The following is a 17,436-nucleotide window of genomic DNA, read 5'->3' as shown; positions in this document are numbered from 1 at the left end:
CCTATCGCGATTCCCGGAGACAATTTCACGCTTTTTGCGGTGGCGCATCGCCTGGCTTTGAGGCAAAATGCGCCCCTTATTTTCATCCGAGGAATACTGCCGCATGGCGAAAGAAGACCAGATTGAAATGGAAGGCGAGGTGATCGACACCCTTCCCAACACCACGTTCCGGGTCCAACTGGAAAATGGTCACGTGGTAACCGCACACATCTCCGGCAAAATGCGCAAGAACTACATCCGCATTCTCACCGGCGACAAGGTTCGCGTCGAACTGACGCCCTATGACCTGACCAAAGGCCGCATTACCTACCGCGAGCGTTAATCAGGTCGCTGACTGAGGCATCTCAACTCTCAGCCAGCTCCACCTCTTCCTCTTCTACCAGAACATCCAGCTTATCGTCCGCCTTATTCAGGCGGACGAGCGCAGTGCCGCCTGACTGAGCGAGTTCGCCAAACAGGACCAGCTCCGCCAGGGGCTTCTTGATATGTTCCTGGATAATGCGGGCCATGGGACGCGCGCCCATATTCCGGTCGTAGCCTTTTTCGACCAGCCACAAACGCGCATCTTCATCGACATCGATAGTCACGCGTTTCTCATCCAGCTGGCCCTGCAGTTCGGTGAGGAATTTATCCACCACCGTGAGAATCACCGCTTCATCGAGAGGCTCGAACTGGACAATGGAGTCCAGGCGGTTGCGGAATTCGGGGGTAAACATCCGGTTGATCGCCTCGAGGCCATCCGTGCTGTGATCCTGCTGGGTGAAACCAATAGTACGGCGGCTGATATTCTCTGCGCCGGCATTGGTGGTCATAATCAGGATAACGTTGCGGAAATCCGCTTTGCGACCGTTATTGTCGGTCAGCGAACCGTGATCCATCACCTGCAACAGCAGATTGAACACTTCCGGGTGTGCTTTTTCGATCTCATCAAGCAGCACTACCGCGTGAGGATTCTTGGTGACGGCGTCAGTTAACAGCCCGCCCTGGTCGAAACCCACATAGCCGGGAGGCGCACCGATCAGCCGCGACACAGTGTGGCGCTCCATATACTCGGACATATCGAAGCGGATTAACTCCAGACCCAGCTGCATTGCCAGCTGGCGCGTCACCTCGGTTTTGCCCACACCGGTGGGACCGGCCAGCAGGAAAGAGCCGATTGGCTTGTCCGCAGCCTTGAGCCCGGCCCGGGCGAGTTTGATCGAAGTGGCCAGGCTGGAGATCGCCTGATCCTGACCGAACACCACCATCTGCAGATTCTTCTCCAGTTTCTGCAGTACTTCCTTGTCGTCGGACGACACGGTTTTGGGAGGAATACGGGCAATCTTTGCAATCACTGACTCAATGTCGCCCACGCCGATCACTTTCTTGCGTTTGGAAGCACTTTGCAGTTGCTGATAGGCCCCTGCCTCGTCTATTACATCGATGGCTTTGTCCGGCAGAAAACGGTCGGTAATATAGCGATCTGAGAGTTCAGTGGCGACCTTCAGTGCCTTGTCGGTGTAGCGCAGCCCGTGGTGCTCCTCAAACCGGGACTTGAGTCCCTTGAGAATCTTGTAGGCGTCTTCGACAGAGGGCTCCATGACGTCGACTTTCTGGAAGCGACGGCTCAGGGCTTTGTCCTTGTCGAAAATGCCGCGGTACTCCTGGAAGGTGGTTGAGCCCACACAGCGCAACTTGCCGGAACTCAGCAGCGGCTTAAGCAGATTCGAGGCGTCCATCACCCCACCAGAAGCGGCGCCAGCGCCGATAATCGTGTGTACTTCGTCGATGAACAGAATCGCGTGATCGCGCTTTTTCAGCTCCGCAAGCAAACCCTTGAAGCGCTTCTCAAAATCGCCGCGGTACTTGGTGCCCGCCAGCAGTGAGCCCAGATCCAGGGAATAGACCACCGCATCTTTCAACGTCTCCGGCACCTCACCGTCGACAATCTTCTTGGCCAGACCCTCGACAATCGCGGTCTTGCCCACGCCCGACTCTCCCACCAACAGCGGGTTGTTCTTGCGCCGCCGGGCCAGAATCTGGGCCACTCGTTCCACTTCCGGTGCGCGCCCGATCAGAGGGTCAATGTGTCCTTCGGCCGCTTCCTTGTTGAGGTTGGTGGCAAAGCTGTCCAGGGGGTTGCTGTCCGCCTCTTCGCCGATGGCCTCTTCGCCACCGGTGGAATGTTCAGCCTCCGAGGAATCACCCTCGCCCTCGACCTTGGAAATACCGTGGGTGATGTAGTTGACCACATCCAGGCGCGCCACATTCTGGGTTTTCAGGAAGAACACGGCCTGGCTTTCAGATTCACTGAAGATCGCCACCAGCACATTGGCCCCGGTGACCTCACTCTTACCGGATGACTGCACGTGGAAAACGGCGCGCTGCAGCACGCGCTGGAAGCCGAGCGTTGGCTGCGTGTCGCGGTCTTCCTCTTCCTCGGGAATCAGCGGTGTAGTTGCATCGACAAACTCTACCAGGTCGCCGCGCAGCCCACCGATATCGGCGCCACAGGCCTTTAACACCCGGATGGCGTCGTTGTTGTCCAGCAACGCCAGCAATAAATGCTCTACGGTCATGAACTCGTGCCGCTTGGACCGCGCACTGCGGAAAGCGTCATTCAGTGACTGTTCCAGGTCATTACTCAGCATATACCTCTCCCGGGTTCCTAACCTTCAGATGCTTCGATCTCGCACAACAGGGGGTGTTCATTTTCCCTGGCGTACTGATTCACCTGCGCCGCCTTGGTCTCGGCAATGTCGCGGGTGAAAATACCGCATACCCCTTTTCCCTGGGTATGCACAGTGAGCATTACGTGCGTGGCCTGTTCGCGGTTCATCCTGAAGAAGGTCTCCAGGACTTCCACGACAAATTCCATAGGCGTGTAATCGTCGTTAATCAGGACAACTTTGAACAGCGGTGGGCGCTTAAGTTCCGGTTTGCTCTCCTCGAGTGCGAGGCCGCCGTCGGAGTCGTGCTGCTCCTCACCCATGCGTATGGTTGTGTTGCTCCGAATGTACTCCAAGATACTGCTCACTACTGTTGTTGCGTCTTCAACTACTGGATATGGATACAATACCCGCCTTTTCAAGGGGTAGCAATGAGACTCAGTGTAGCTGGATGGGAGGGAAAGTGAGGCCTCAAAAAGACCTCACTGGAGCGTTCAAATCGGTCAATCGGTGGGCGCGGTCACCTGAATGCGGTCAATACTGAAGTCGACCGCGGTAATAGTGTATCTGCTGGCACCGGCTACCCTGCCCCAGTAACCTGCACTCTGAGCCGTCTGGCGAAATACGTAGACCAACGCCTGGCCCCGAGCATCGATGCTCCAGCGGCGCAGTTCCTGTGCGGCCCGGTTATCCAGCAAATCGTTGCCTAACATTTGTTCAAGTGTCTGATTGGGGAATGCCATACCACCGCCTGCGCGCAGGCTGTGACCAAAATATTCCTCCCCGACTGTCGGGTCACCGACAATCGTCAGCGGCTTCCCGGTTGCCAAGTCGAACCTACTCCCAGCGGGATACAGGCTCAACTGCAGGGTGCGGGCCAACTGCGGCCCCGGCCAGTGATAACGGGCGTTGCCCGCGTCGAGCACGGTAATGCTACCGCTGCCCACCACCGAGGCGCGGCCGCTGGCAAGCTCAACCACCATCGCCGTATCTTCATCGACACCATACCCCCATGCTGCGTCCGCGAGATCCAGGGCGCGGACCAGGCGCCCCAGACGCGCCTTGCGATCAAAGTGTTGATCGACCAATCCCTGGCTGAGAAAACCAAGACCGGCCGTCATACTGAGGTGGCCGCTTTCCTGCTCCTCTATGGCTTCATAATCCACCGGGCCCGGCTCGATCAGTGCGGTAAAGCTATCGCCACCGGTAATCATGCGCTCGCTCATAATGGCGGCGCCGGCAGAGGTTCCTCCCACCACAGCGCCGGCCTGCAAGCGCTGATGAATTAAGCTCAATAGCGGCGACAATTGTCCGCTCTCGCTGCGCAGCAAAGAGACAATGCGCATCTGGTCACCGCCGGTAAACCAGAACCCGGCAGCGTCGCGCACCAGCGCAACCCGCTGCTCGTCCCAGGCGTGCTCCTGCCATCGACTCTCGTCCACATCCTCTGTAGTGGAGTCATCGCGCAGGGCCACGGGAAACACCGTCAGCCGGTCGGCGTTCACGCCAAAGGCTGTGAGACTGTCTGCAACGTCGCGAGCCGAGCGCGAAGGCTGTCCACTGGCGGCGGGCACAATGACAACCGGGCCATTGGCCGGCAGCGCGCGGATAAACGCGCCAAACACATCAGCGTTATCCGCCCTGACGGCACCACCGGCGATGACCAACGTCCCTTTGTTGGCATTAGCCTCTGCCGGTGCAGCCGCCACAGGCAAACTGCACAGCAGGAGAACCCACATTGATAGCAATGTTTTCACGCGGCTACCCCTCAGAACACGTAGGTGTAGCGCAAGGTAACATAGCGACCCAGGGAGTCATGATTGATGTAATCCACGTTCGAGCTAAGGCCCAGCACCTCTGGCGGTTCTTCATCGAACATATTGCGCACGGTTAACTGCAGATAGTTATGTTCGTTCACATCGTAGTACAGGTTGAGGTCAAACACGGTCCAGGAATCCACATCCACGGTGGCGTCTGCGGGAAGACCGACGGCCTCCAGCGTGCGATTGGAGGGATCATCCTTGTAACCATCGGTGTAGCGCAAGCCCAGTGACCCGCCCCAACGATCCATGCTGTAGCGCACCTTGGCATTCGCCAGCCACTCCGGGTAGCGGAAATCACCCACCTCATCGATGACGGGCGAGGCATCAGAGGCGCGGCGCTCGTACTCGAGCAGGTAGGTTGCGTCGGCAATCAGGGTCAAGACACCCGGTCCTACATCCAGCGACTGGGTGTATGTAAGGTCCACGCCACGAACATCTTCATAGCCCAGGTTGGTCAGCTCAAAGTGCGCATCGATAACAAAGTCACCCTCCACTTCCAGACCCGCGGTACCGGTGGGTAGCTCACCCTCGCCAACAACGGGGAACTCACCGCCAAGGGCTCTGCGGATAAAGTCGTCCTCGTCGATACCAATAACATCGTCGTAACTGATATCCCAGTAGTCGACAGTGATATCAATGCTATCCGTGGGCGTCCACACGAAGCCTGCACCCCAGGTATCGGCCGTCTCGGGCTTCAGGTTGTCATTGGCGACCTCTTCAGAGAGCAGGTTCTCACCATCGGCGCTGGCATCACCTCCGCAGGCTGCGGGTGTTTCAGCACAATCTACGGTAAATGAACTCAGCAGCGTACCTGCACCGACCTGCGCAAGCGAGGGCGCGCGATACGAGGTGGAGTAGTTGCTGCGCAGGATCAGGCTGTCAACAGGCTGCCAACGCAGTGCCACTTTGGGGTTAAAGTCGTCACCGAAGCTATCGTAATCGTCGTAGCGACCCGCCAACGTCAGATCGAGGTTGTCTGTGAGGGGAATGTAGAATTCCGCAAACAGGGCCCATTGATCACGCTTCGCATCCGCAGAGGTGGAACTGAACCCGAGTATGGGTTCGGGGTTGCCGGTAGTCGCCAATGCAATCCCCGCGGGAACGTCTTTCACTTCTTCATGGCGCCACTCTGCGCCGAAGGCGCCCTGCACTTCGCGACCATTGAAATCGAACAGCGGCCCAGAGGTCACCAGATCGATGGCGTACATTTCTGACTCACCGCTGCGCTCTGCCTCGGTCCGAATGAACTCGTCGATACCCTCAGCCTGACTGGTCTGGCCACCAAAGGGGTTGTACCACAGGGTGGTTTTGCCGATGTCTTCGCAGGTGTCGCCAACAAAGGAAGCGCTCGGCCGTGCGGGGTTTACATCCCAACGATTCACGAGAGTACCATCCGCACAGAGATTGCCCAAGCTGGCGTCGTAGAAGGCTTCAGACACAAACAGGCCACTACTGCCCTTTTGCTCGGATTCGTTAGAGCCGTAGGTCAGTGCAGACTCAAGATTCCAACCGGAGTCAAAATCCATTTCTATGCCGGATACAATCCGATAGGTTTCCGATTCCACACTGACAGCACGGGGCTCGGGGAACTTGCCCCAGCCATAAATCGGGAAACCGTAGAAGTCGGTCCAGTCTTCCAGCCCTTCGAAGCTGCCCTCTTCTACCATGTCATCGATCAGCGCCTGGGGCCACAGAGGGCTCTCGGGGTCAAATGGTGCGCGCGAGAAGTTGGCCGGCGAACTGGTGCCGTCAGATTCGGTGCTCTGATAAAGCACTTCGTTAAACCAGGTTGTCGAATCGTTGATATTGAACTGGTAGGTGAATACGCCGCCCACGCTTTCGTAGTTGTCCATCACCGAGGTAAACGCATTGGTATTCACCTCACAGAACTCACCAAAATTGCCGAAACCGAAATCATCGGCAGCACAGCCGCCATCCTGGGGTTCTTCGGTCTGGTCGTAGAACATCCAGAACAGGTCGTTGAATGAGGGGTGGAAGCCCTGCTGGCTGGGCCTTAATGATTCCGCACTCACATCGCGGTCACGATCGTACATGGCATTGCGCTTGTAGTAGTCAACAATACCCATAAAGCGATGCTGCTCATTCCCACCGCCAAACACCATATTTAGATTGTAGCGGCCCTCGTCAGTGCTCTCGGTGGAATCTCCGTAAGAACCGGAAATCTCGAAGCCCTCATAGTCTTCACGCAGCACGTAGTTGACGACGCCTGCTACCGCATCTGCGCCGTAGGTCGCGGACGCGCCGCTGGGAAGAATCTCGACACGCTCGATAGCCGATCCGGGAATCGAGTTCACGTCAATAAAGGATGCCTGGCCATTGGCAAACGCACTCACCGATGAGCGGCGCCCGTTGATCAGGGTGAGTGTCGAACCGGTTCCAAGACCACGCAGTGACACAGCTGAGGCGCCAACAGGTGTATCCCCTGACAGCGCGCCTGCGGTAGATGTTGTAAATGTTCCCGTGCCGCCACCGGTAATGGTCAGATCCTGCATTAACTCGCCGATGCGCTGTGCGCCAGACTCCAGAATATCCTCACGCGTCAGTTGCACCGCCTGAGTGCCGCCTTTCAAGTCCAGGCCCTTGATATGGGTTCCGGTAACCAGCACCTCCTCCACGGCTTCCTCCGCCCAGGAGGCAGGGTTCTGGATTAGTAATGCAACAGCACTTGCACAGGCAAGGCTGAGTGGACGCCGTTTATAGAGATCGAAAGCGCGTTTCATGAATGTGTATCCTCAGAGAAGTGTGGTGTTTTTTAAAAAGAATCAGGTGTCTGCAGCCAACGGCCATTAGCCATCACGCCAGCCAGGGAGCGGCCGGATGTGTCGAGCAGCAATAAATCGGCGAAGCCGCCGGCGACGAGCGCACCGCGATCAGTCAGCCCCAGCGCAGCGGCAGGGTTTGCGGTCAACGCAGGCAGGAGTGCAGAAAAAAGTGACTGACAGTCGTTAAAGGTCTGTAGCGCCAGCTCCAGCAATACCCCGGGCGACGCCGCCTTTGAGCCAAGCAGCTGGTCGCCTTCGTAGTGCGGCAGTGAACCCCCTGCGTCCGATGACACCGTCAGCCGGTCTAGCGGTACGCCCTGCTCCAACGCCTGCGACAGCGTCTCCAGGACAGACACCTCGCCGGCCTCAATAAACTCGGGAATGGTTGATGCAGTCAGGTCGATCCAACCACCTGCAACCGCGTGGCGAAAACTCTCCTCGAGTAACGCCTGGCTGCGGTTGCAATGTGTAGGATAAAAACTGTGGGCAGCGAGATCACTGTTCTCCAGCGCGGCTCGCATCACCTGCAGTCGCCCCGGGCCGTCGCCCAGGTGCAACATAACCGTGCCACCCTTGCCGCTGATGGTGCCACCGAGGCGGGTATCCGCCGCCAGTCGGCGCAGTTCCGCAGCAGACGGTTGTGAACCTCGATGATCGGCGATGGCCACCTCGCCTACACCAATCACAGGTTCAATCAGTACCAGATCTCGAACCACATCACCGGTCAGTGTCACTGCGGGCAAGCGGTAAGAACCACTGTACATGAACGCCGCCAGCCCCTTGGCGCGCAGCTCCATGACCTTGCCAAAAAGTACGTCGAGCGAGCGCGTCACCGCATCGGTGCCCAGGGCACCGATAGGCGTGGTAATACCGGCGGCGATAAAACTCTCGGCGTCGATTTCCCTGGTCCGATTCCCGTAGCCTCCTTCACCTCCGCCACCGGCGGGGTGCGTCAGGGCATCTACAAAACCAGGCCATACCGTCCGACCGCCCGCATCAATCACGTCCACTGGAGAACCTGACAGCTCGATACGTTCGGCGATTTCGACAATACGCTCGCGTGCGATAAGGATGTCCCGCCGCCCAAGGGCTTCGGGAGTGTAAAGTTCTGCATCGCGAATCAGCGTGAGCATGAAAATTCCTATTGATATCCGAAGAGCACGGCGCCGATGACACTGACGCTGGCGGGTAACAGCAGCCATCCGTAGAGTCGCGCAACCGCGCGGACCCAGTCGAGCCAGTCGAGTTTGGCGGCACCGAGGCAGCCCATGAGTGCCGCAGAAGTAGGCACCAGCATATTGGTCAGACCATCGCCAAGCTGGAAAGCCAGCACGGCCACCTGGCGCTCAATACCGAGCAAGTCCGCCATAGGCGCCATTAACGGCATGGTCAGCGCCGCCTGGCCGGAGCCGGAGGTCACGAAAAAGTTGAACACACTCTGACCGAGCAGCATGAACCAGGCTGCGAGCCAGTCGGGCAGCCCTGCCAGCGCAACGCTGCCAGCGTGCAGCAGGGTGTTGAGAATACTGGGAGTCGCAGGATCATCGCCCCCCATGAGATAGACAATACCGCGGGCAAAGCCGACAACCAGGGCGGCCGGCAGCAAATCTGCAGCACCTTTACGAAACGCTGCCATCGCGCTATTGGCCGTCATGCCATCGAGCCTGAACACCACCGCAATAACCCCACTGGCAACACCTAATATGGCGAACTGGGTCGCAATTTCCGGCAGGTAGTAGCCCTGGGCGATAACCCCCCAACTGACCCACACCACGGTCCCGAGTAGCGCCAGCAGTACCAGGCGATCGCCCAGGGAGAGTGTTGGCGCGGTCTGCTCATCTGCACCAGCGGCCTGCGGCGCCCCGCGATGAGCACCGGCATAGCGCAGGCAAAACGCCAGCCCCAGCCCGGTGAACAGACACCAGATACCCATGCGCAGCGGCATACCACTCAACAGCGGCACATCGGCAATGCCCTGGGCGATCGCCACGCTAAACGGGTTCATCCAGGATGTCGCGAAACCGATCTGGGTCGCCGCGTAGGTCACCAGCACGACGGATACCCGGTCGTAGCCCATGCTCAGCATTACAGGCAGCAACATCAGCACGAAGGGAATTACTTCCTCACCCATACCGAAGACAGCGCCACTCAGGGAAAAAATCACGAACAGGACGGCGATGAATGCCCCGCCAGTCAGTCGTTGACCGGCGATGATTCGCCCCAAACCGCGGTGGATTGCACCTGAAGCCATCACCACACCAAAACTTCCGCCGGTGATGAGAATAAACGCCATGATACCCACGGCGCCGCCCATACGACTGCCTGAAACCAGCCCTTCGTATAGTGCGTTGAACAGGCCCGGTCGATCATCGGTGCTGAATAGACTCGCCCCGCCCGCCTCGGGCACACGGCGGAAACTGTCGGGGTCAATAACCTCGCGGGTGCTGTCGCCGACGGCGACTTCGCGAACATCGAACACCCCGGGATCGATTAACAGTGATAGTACGAACACCAGCAGCGCGACGGCGCCGATCACCAGATAGGTGTCTGGCATTCGGGTGGGCAAGGTAGTCACAGGCTGATCAGTCACGGCTCCCCCGATTACCCTCTTCAGCGAGGATCTCGTTAATGCGGCCGATCACCTCCATGCTCTGGTCCTGTTGCGCGGACGCGACTTTGACCGCCAGGGCATTGAGCACGACATCGACGGAAGCGGTGGTATTGGTAAAGGTCATGCCATCACAAGCCACTAATAAGGGCGCGCTGGCAAATGCCGCCGCAGGTGCAGTGGCGCGATCCGTGATCACGACGGTTTGCAGCTCACGCGCCCTCGCCTCCTGCAATACCTCGATGGTTTCCTGGGAATACGGAGGGAAAGACATACCCAGCACCACATCCCCAGGGCGCAATACCACCAGCTGCTCACGCGGTGATGTGAAGCGGGCGTCCAGTGCGGTGCTGCGCACGCCGTGCTCCGTAAATAAATAGGACGCAAGCCCCGCCAGATGCGCCGAGATGCCCAGCCCGAATGTGAAGACGTGATCGGCATCGGCGAGGATCGCAGCTGCCGCGTCAAAGTCGCGGCGATCGATGCGCTGGAGTGTCCGCTCGATGTTCTGGATTTCCAGCCTCGACATCGCCGCCAGAACATCCTTGCCCAGGTCGAGATCAGCGTGGCCTCGCGAAGGTGCTGCGCCGTCACTGATGTCATCGCGCAACATCTCCACCAGGGCCATTTTCAGCTGGGCGTAGCCGTCGTATCCGATGCGCTGGCTTAATCTGACGACGGTCGCCTCGGAGGTACCGGTGCGCTCCGCGACCTCCATGACCGAAAGAAAAGGAATTTCCTGCAAGTGGTTGAGCAAAAAATCAGCAATGACCTGCTGCTGCCGCGAGAGCGTGGCTGCAGACGCTAGCAGCTTGTCCCGAGCCGATGTGCCCGCACTCCCTATAGCGCTTGATTTTGCGTCGTTATTTTTCATGGGTTAATCCTATTTGAAAGTTTTATTTCATGTAAAGAGCTGGCGTGAAATATTTACTCCACTGCCAGTGTAATTGTGAAAGAACTATTTAGCTTCCTAATTTCAATGACTTAAGATGGCAACCGAATGTATATTCTGCGAAATAACGCCACCCCGGGCAAAAAAAACCCGGGCAATGCCCCTAGGCATTAAATGTTTCTGGATATAACAGAAATGTGTACCTAAACTCACTCCTATAGGGAAGCAATCCTATCAGGAGTGAGTTTTTTAATGCCCGATCACAAATCTGATCAGAAAAGGGACAGAATCCCGCCTGAATACGATGGCATACAGGTAAACTCCTGCAAGAATCCCAGGTGCAAGAACTTTGGTGTACCAGCAGAAAACTCAAGATCTGATCCTAACTATCGCGTAAGTGGGAGCAAACGCCCGGTTCGTGAGAATTTCGAGCTAACCGGAGCGGGTTCAGCAAAGTCGGCAAGGGTCATTATCTGCAAATCCTGCAATGAATCTATTCCCCTAAAAAACAATCAGGCAATTGTCGAAACTATACATTCACTATCATGGTCGCCTGACAATCACTACTGCCCAAATATTGAGTGCAGCAACAATATCTCTAAGGTCGGCTTGAATGGCAGCACTGGTGCGTATGTAAAGCGGGGCCGTACAGAAACAGGCTCTCAGCGATGGAAGTGCAAAGGCTGTGGCAAAACTTTCGTTGTGCAGCGAGCCCGCTACCCTGCAACTCATGGGCGGAAATCCCACAAATATGTGGAATCAATTCTCCACCTATTGAATGGTCTTGAGATTAATCGCATTCAAGAGACTACAGAATTATCCCCTCCCGTCATTTATCACAATATGGAGCGGGCGTACAAAGCCTGCCTTCGCTTTAACAGAGAACGGGAAGCCAATTTCAAGCAACGATCTGGTCGCCATGAGGAACTATTTCTTTGTACTGATCGACAAGCCTATTTGATCAACTGGGACAAGCGAAAAGACAAACGTAACATAGCATTTCGTTCAACGATTAGTGCCGACTGTAGTAGCGGTTACGTCTTCCCAATCCATCTATCCTATGACCCCCGCGCTGATCGAGACTTTATTCATATCGAGTCATGGAAGCGGGGTGATCAAGACTACACAATGGCATTGCGTAGATATTCTCAATATTGGCTGGATGATGACTATCAATCACATGATACAAACGCTCGGTCACCTCTTGAGGCATATTCTCCGGACGCCCTGCAAAGGTTACGGGCAAGATATGAAGATGCTGATCAGAGGGACGATGTCGAACTCCCAAGTGATCAGTTGTCACTTGAGAGCATGCTGCCCCGCAAAGGCATGCAGTTCAGGGAAGACTATGTCCTGTACGCACACTTTCAGATCATTCGCTCTCTGCTGAGTGAGTCTGAAAAGGTCCACTTCTTTACTGAACAGGAGTCTGGGATACGAGCCGCCTACATGTCTTCCTTTGGCGATATGGTACGAAATGGGGACAGTGATCTCTTCTATGTGGCAATTAAAGATGGCGCCACTAGAGATGAGAGGGAAGAAGCGACACGAATTGGCCGTCGTGCAATAAGATCAGCTCAGAGGCAGCTTGGCCGAGTAACTGAGCTCGAGGCCACTTGGTATCTTGTGGAACAGACGATGAACGCCCACCTTCGAGGAGAAGGAAAGTGGAAGGATCGATGGGCGCTTTATCCAGTGCCTACCCGGGGAGAGGTGCAGAAAAGGTTTTCTCACATGACGTCAATGGAGGATGAAGACATACACGAGAAAGCTAGAGTCGCCGCGCATTGTTCGATGCTCAAGGTGGACAACTTCATGCAGTTTGCAAGAAGACGATCATCAATGCTGGAACGACCAATTTCATCCCCAGCAGGTGCAGGTAGAAAGTGGTATGGGAAGTCTCCATATAATCCCTATCGACCAGTACAGTTGCTGGAAATTCTGCGAACCTACTTCAACTACTCCCCGATCAACAATAATAAGAAGAGGGAAACACCAGCGATGAAAATTGGATTGGCTGATGGGCCGGTTGATCTGCGCAAGATTTTATTGCCATGACAAACAAGAATGGGAGTATCATGTCAATGTCCGCTTTCGTCCACAAAGCGGACGTGAATTGTGCACCAGACAAACATCCTCACCGCTCAAAAAATAGCGCCCAGTGCTTCTTAAATTCGTGTGTAATGATCATAATGCAGAGAAATTTATTATGGTTCGTATTTTTGAACCGGATGCCAGCTCATTTCTGTCGCGTGATCAGGTAGCCTGAGAGGGTCAGCGAAGTGAAAGTAGATCTAGCAGTTACTAGACAACCAAGCGCTGGTAAGTCAGAATTTTCAAAAAAAACAAGATGGCAAACAGGGGCGATAGCATGAGCATCAAGCACGTATGGGCGGCGAGTTCATCGCTGACCCTCTCTTCAGTCGCATTCGCGCAAACAAGCGGTACCCTGACATATGGGCCTGCTTCAGTGACCGCTGCTCCGACTCCCGTTGATTCAGTCGCACCGGCAGTGCCCGTGCCGATTCCTTCGTTACTGTTGGTACCGCTTGGCGTTTTGATGGCGGTCATAGGTTATCGCGCATTGCGCGGCCCGCAGGGGCGTAAATTATTGAGTGTGATGTTATTGGGGGCGGGTCTAACCCTGAGCGCACTGGGCAGCCTGAGCATTCCCCAGGCATTGGCGAGTATGCTTGAGCTTGACAACCCTGAAGGCGGGGAAATTGATCTACCTGTCGGCCAGGTAGAAATACGTAATACCTCAGGTGTGGCACTGAAGCTAGATGCCATAAGCATTGAATCCAGTTGTCTTTCGCAGGACCCAGCTAATGAGTGCGCGTCCGGCCAGATACTTGAAGCTGGTGATAGCTGCATGATCGACAACGCCTGTGCCTCGGAAACGCAAAAAGTCCTTTTTGTGACCAGCCAGACTTACACGGGCGACTTGCGGGAGAATGGTCAGGGCTCAGGTATCGAAGGAGCGGACGCGAAGTGCAACGCCCTTGCCACCGAGGCCAATTTACCAGGCGAGTTCTTCGCTTATTTATCCTCGGAGGGGCTCACGTTCAATGACAGGTACGGTAGCTTGGATGCTGTAGGCGTACCGTTTTACAGGACTAACGGGGACATTGTAGCGTCGACGGGAGGCGCTTTGATACGCGGCCCCGCCTTCTGGGAGCTATTCCCTACTGTCATTTACGACGAACGCGGCACCATACTCCCCGACGATAGCAGATTATTTTTTTGGTCGAACAGTCTTGGACCCGATACTTATGCGCCATCCCTTGATCCCCTTTTCAGTGATTGCAGCAACTACACTAGCAATGACCCCGCTCTAACCTTCCCGTCATCGTCAGAAGCCAACTCACAATTCTACGGCAATTTTTTCACCGGTCTTTCCCGCGGATTTATTAGCGACTGTTCAAGCAACTCGCGCCTGCTTTGTATAGAGCAATGATCTAACACCCGCTTTTCCGCACGCGCTGGGGGATCTTGAATCGCCCATTGAGCCTGTGAGTGTTCTCTGTTGGACCAGCACTTGTGTCCTTGGCTGGCTTCGCGCCAGCACGGGTGTGGTGGTAGCTCAAAAACGCGAAGTCCCGGTTTTATAACCCTGCGCCGGAGCGATATGATCTACAAGACCAAAGCCGGCAACGAGGGAGTTTGCCCGACGTCCGCTTTTGGCCCCAAAGCAGACAGGAGATTTTCGCTATCACTGCATCGAGCGTATCAGCCCGATTTCAAAACTGGCGTGGAGTTGAAGTTAGGTACAGCTGCGCTTGGTACAAACTAAGCCCCAAATTTGGAAAGGAAGCCTTATGATTGAAGTTCTGTACGCAATCGCTCTGGTAATGCTGGTGGCGGCCGCTTTGCCAGCACTTTTTGAGTGGCTGTGGAATATGACGATGCCAGAAGTATTTGGCATGCCAGCCTTGAACTATTGGCAGTCGTTCAGGCTGTTGTTGATCGCTCACATCCTTTTTGGAGTTCCCATTGTCACGCTGTCAATTGGATAGGGAAGCGATAAACCGGGCACCAGACGTTTGCGTCCGCTACTGGCCCCAAACCTGCCGTCAGATCACATATGCAACTCCGATACTTAGTTGAGTAGTATTACCAATGACTAGGCCAATGTTCCTCGCCTTCTTCAGCCTATTGCTAATGGGGGAGGCAGTTTTGCTACCGCTAATTATCGGCTACTTTGCTTTTGCGAGTGGGGATACTGGTGTCACACTAAATGGGGTCGAAACAAGTATCGGTGAGGTGAGGTTGGAAATTGTTCTCAGCTTATTTGTTGGTTGGCTGTTCGTGGTGGCATTTGCTGTAGGCTTCTGGAAGGGAGTACCAATTGCCAGACATGGGTTCGTAACAATTTTTGTCGTGTTACTGGTAATCATTGCTGTCAAATCATCGAGCTTGGACGTAATACCAGGTATGGCTCTCTGGACAGGATTGCTTTACTGGTACTTCTACCGGAAAACGAACGTATCCAACTATTTTTCGCCAAAATGAACGTCCGCTTTTGGCCCCAAAGCTGCCGGTGATACAGCTAGATTCTTTGCCTATAAATTATTTCATGATATAAAAAAGGCCCAGCATCATTTCCGATGCTGGGCCTTTTTTGTCCGACTAAGCTTAGGCACGCCATATCCAGAGATATTTAATGCCTAGGCAATGCCCGGGTTTATTACACTCCTTATGCCCTACATTGCGCCGACGATCGCCTCGCCAAATTCTGAGCAGCTCACCAGGGTCGCCCCTTCCATCAAACGCTCGAAATCATAGGTGACGGTGCGCGCCTGAATGGCACCGTTCATACCCTTGATGATCAGCTCGGCGGCTTCATTCCAGCCCATATGTCTCAGCATCATCTCCGCCGACAGGATTAAGGAACCCGGATTTACCTTGTCCTGGCCCGCATACTTGGGCGCTGTCCCGTGGGTGGCCTCAAACAGCGCCACGTTATCGGACAAATTAGCCCCTGGCGCAATACCAATCCCGCCTACCTGAGCTGCCAGGGCATCTGACAGGTAGTCACCATTGAGATTCAGTGTGGCGACGACGCTGTAATCCTTTGGCCGGGTAAGCACCTGTTGCAACATGGCATCTGCAATCACGTCCTTAATGACAATCACACCGCCCGTATTGGGATTTTTGATGCTCACCCAGGGACCACCATCGAGCAATTCGCCACCGAATTCCTGCTGCGCCAATTCGTACCCCCAATCGCGGAACGCGCCTTCGGTGAATTTCATAATATTGCCTTTATGGACCAGCGTAACCGAAGGCAGATCCTGGTCGATGGCATACTGAATCGCCTTGCGTACCAGGCGCTTGGTGCCCTCTTCCGATACCGGCTTGATACCAATGCCCACGTTGTGCGGGAATCGAATCTTGGTGGCGCCCATTTCATTGATAATGAAGTCCACAACCTTCTGTGCCTCGGCCGTACCGGCGGCGTATTCGATACCGGCGTAAATATCTTCAGAGTTCTCGCGAAAGATCACCATATTGCACGCACCCGGGTCGCGGACCGGAGAGGGAACTCCCTCAAACCACCGCACCGGGCGCAGACAGGTGTAGAGATCGAGCTCCTGACGCAAAGCCACATTCAGGGAGCGAAAACCGCCACCTACCGGCGTGGTCAGCGGTCCTTTAATCGCCACGGAGTACGTCGTGATGGCCTCCAGCGTCTCTTCGGGAAACCAGTCCCCCTCATACAACTCCGCCGCTTTTTCACCGGTGTAGATTTCCATCCAGGAAATCTGGCGGGCCCCACCGTAGGCCTTGGTAACCGCGGCATTCACCACATCGATCATGACTGGGCTGATATCAACCCCAATACCGTCGCCCTCGATATAGGGAATAATGGGATTGTCCGGAACATTCAGGCTGTTATCGTCGTTCACTGTGATCTTGGCGCCACTATCTGGCACCTTTATCTGCACATAGCCCATGGGATTTCTCCTGTAATGTGTTGAATAACAGCGGCGCAGACGCACCGCTGGGGGACGCTCAAAGTTTAGCAGTTCTGCCCAAATTGGCCCTTGCCCCGCTTCTTTTTTTAGTCGACCATCTCCACGCCATGGCCAAAGTCATTCTGTTCAACAAACCCTTTCGGGTACTCAGTCAATTCAGCGATACCGAGGGGCGTGAAACCCTGGCTGATTACCTCTCTGCGCCCGGTTATCGCGCTGCCGGCCGTCTGGATTACGACTCGGAAGGCCTGTTATTGCTGACCGACAACGGCAGCTTGCAACAGCAGATCGCCAACCCCAAACACAAACAGTGGAAGACCTACCTGGTTCAGGTGGAAGGCGAAATCAGCGACGACGCCCTGACAGCCCTCAGCGAAGGCGTTGCGCTGAAGGATGGGTCGAGCCTGCCCGCTCGCGCGCGGCGTATTATCAGCCCTGATATCTGGCCCCGTCACCCGCCCGTACGCGAACGTAAATCAGTGCCTGACAGTTGGCTGGAGCTCGCGATCCGCGAAGGACGCAATCGCCAGGTACGACGAATGACAGCTGCGATGGGCTTCCCCACGCTGAGACTGATCCGGCGTCAGATTGGCGACTGGGACCTCGCAGGTCTGGCACCCGGCGAATTTCGTACTATAGACGTACACGTTGCCCAATCGACCAAACCGCGAAGACCGCGCCCCCCATCTCGCAGGAGACGCTAA

Annotated in this window: 14 protein-coding genes; 6 read left to right on the top strand and 8 right to left on the bottom strand. The window is 55.6% G+C overall.

Going from position 1 to position 17,436, the window contains the following annotated elements; translation table 11 throughout:
• Positions 1-103 precede the first annotated feature (103 nt).
• Positions 104-322, top strand: coding sequence for a translation initiation factor IF-1 (gene infA, locus BST95_RS12270; RefSeq protein WP_027948202.1), 219 nt, complete (start codon positions 104-106; stop codon positions 320-322).
• A gap of 22 nt (positions 323-344) precedes the next feature.
• Here infA and clpA read toward each other — a convergent pair whose 3' ends face one another.
• From clpA to BST95_RS12235, 7 genes are all read right to left on the bottom strand, one after another.
• Positions 345-2,630, bottom strand: coding sequence for an ATP-dependent Clp protease ATP-binding subunit ClpA (gene clpA, locus BST95_RS12265; protein WP_084199789.1), 2,286 nt, complete (start codon positions 2,628-2,630; stop codon positions 345-347).
• 17 nt (positions 2,631-2,647) lie between these two features.
• Positions 2,648-2,971 (bottom strand): ATP-dependent Clp protease adapter ClpS, encoded by a 324-nt coding sequence (gene clpS / locus BST95_RS12260; protein WP_066058981.1) that lies wholly within the window; start codon positions 2,969-2,971, stop codon positions 2,648-2,650.
• Between the two features lie 180 nt (positions 2,972-3,151).
• Positions 3,152-4,405, bottom strand: a complete 1,254-nt coding sequence (locus tag BST95_RS12255) for a cyanophycinase (RefSeq protein ID WP_146004168.1) — start codon at positions 4,403-4,405, stop codon at positions 3,152-3,154.
• A gap of 11 nt (positions 4,406-4,416) precedes the next feature.
• The gene (locus BST95_RS12250) at positions 4,417-7,212 is read right to left on the bottom strand and encodes a TonB-dependent receptor (RefSeq protein ID WP_084199785.1); all 2,796 of its coding nucleotides are present in this window, start codon (positions 7,210-7,212) and stop codon (positions 4,417-4,419) included.
• 32 nt (positions 7,213-7,244) lie between these two features.
• Positions 7,245-8,387, bottom strand: coding sequence for a beta-aspartyl-peptidase (gene iadA / locus BST95_RS12245; protein ID WP_084199784.1), 1,143 nt, complete (start codon positions 8,385-8,387; stop codon positions 7,245-7,247).
• Positions 8,388-8,395: 8 nt separating this feature from the next.
• Positions 8,396-9,844, bottom strand: coding sequence for a putative basic amino acid antiporter YfcC (gene yfcC / locus BST95_RS12240; protein ID WP_205737270.1), 1,449 nt, complete (start codon positions 9,842-9,844; stop codon positions 8,396-8,398).
• The gene (locus BST95_RS12235; protein ID WP_084199783.1) at positions 9,837-10,736 is read right to left on the bottom strand and encodes a MurR/RpiR family transcriptional regulator; all 900 of its coding nucleotides are present in this window, start codon (positions 10,734-10,736) and stop codon (positions 9,837-9,839) included. The genes yfcC and BST95_RS12235 overlap by 8 nt, the downstream gene beginning before the upstream one ends.
• A 270-nt stretch (positions 10,737-11,006) precedes the next feature.
• On the opposite strand from BST95_RS12235, the gene BST95_RS12230 reads away from it, so the two are divergent.
• The 4 genes from BST95_RS12230 (at position 11,007) to BST95_RS12210 (ending at position 15,266) form a co-directional block, all read left to right on the top strand.
• Positions 11,007-12,812: an IS1/IS1595 family N-terminal zinc-binding domain-containing protein gene (locus BST95_RS12230; RefSeq protein WP_157114464.1), complete on the top strand. Its 1,806-nt coding sequence runs from the start codon at positions 11,007-11,009 to the stop codon at positions 12,810-12,812.
• 313 nt (positions 12,813-13,125) lie between these two features.
• Positions 13,126-14,211 carry a midcut-by-XrtH protein gene (locus tag BST95_RS12220; protein ID WP_169843929.1) on the top strand — a complete coding sequence of 362 codons (1,086 nt, stop codon included), beginning with the start codon at positions 13,126-13,128 and terminating at the stop codon, positions 14,209-14,211.
• Between the two features lie 361 nt (positions 14,212-14,572).
• A complete protein-coding gene (locus tag BST95_RS12215) occupies positions 14,573-14,770 on the top strand; it encodes a hypothetical protein (RefSeq protein WP_084199780.1) in 198 nt (65 codons plus the stop codon).
• 115 nt (positions 14,771-14,885) lie between these two features.
• Positions 14,886-15,266 carry a hypothetical protein gene (locus tag BST95_RS12210; protein WP_084199779.1) on the top strand — a complete coding sequence of 127 codons (381 nt, stop codon included), beginning with the start codon at positions 14,886-14,888 and terminating at the stop codon, positions 15,264-15,266.
• Between the two features lie 191 nt (positions 15,267-15,457).
• Here the strand turns inward: BST95_RS12210 and icd are convergent, their stop codons facing one another.
• Positions 15,458-16,711 carry an NADP-dependent isocitrate dehydrogenase gene (icd, locus tag BST95_RS12205; protein WP_084199778.1) on the bottom strand — a complete coding sequence of 418 codons (1,254 nt, stop codon included), beginning with the start codon at positions 16,709-16,711 and terminating at the stop codon, positions 15,458-15,460.
• A 128-nt stretch (positions 16,712-16,839) separates the two neighbouring features.
• Here icd and BST95_RS12200 point away from each other — a divergent pair, with 128 nt between their 5' ends.
• Positions 16,840-17,436, top strand: coding sequence for a pseudouridine synthase (locus BST95_RS12200; RefSeq protein ID WP_084201156.1), 597 nt, complete (start codon positions 16,840-16,842; stop codon positions 17,434-17,436).

This window comes from Halioglobus japonicus (assembly GCF_001983995.1).
Classification (GTDB): Bacteria; Pseudomonadota; Gammaproteobacteria; order Pseudomonadales; family Halieaceae; genus Halioglobus; species Halioglobus japonicus.
The sequence above is the reverse complement of the archived record's forward strand: the minus strand, read 5'-3'. Positions and strand labels throughout refer to the sequence as shown.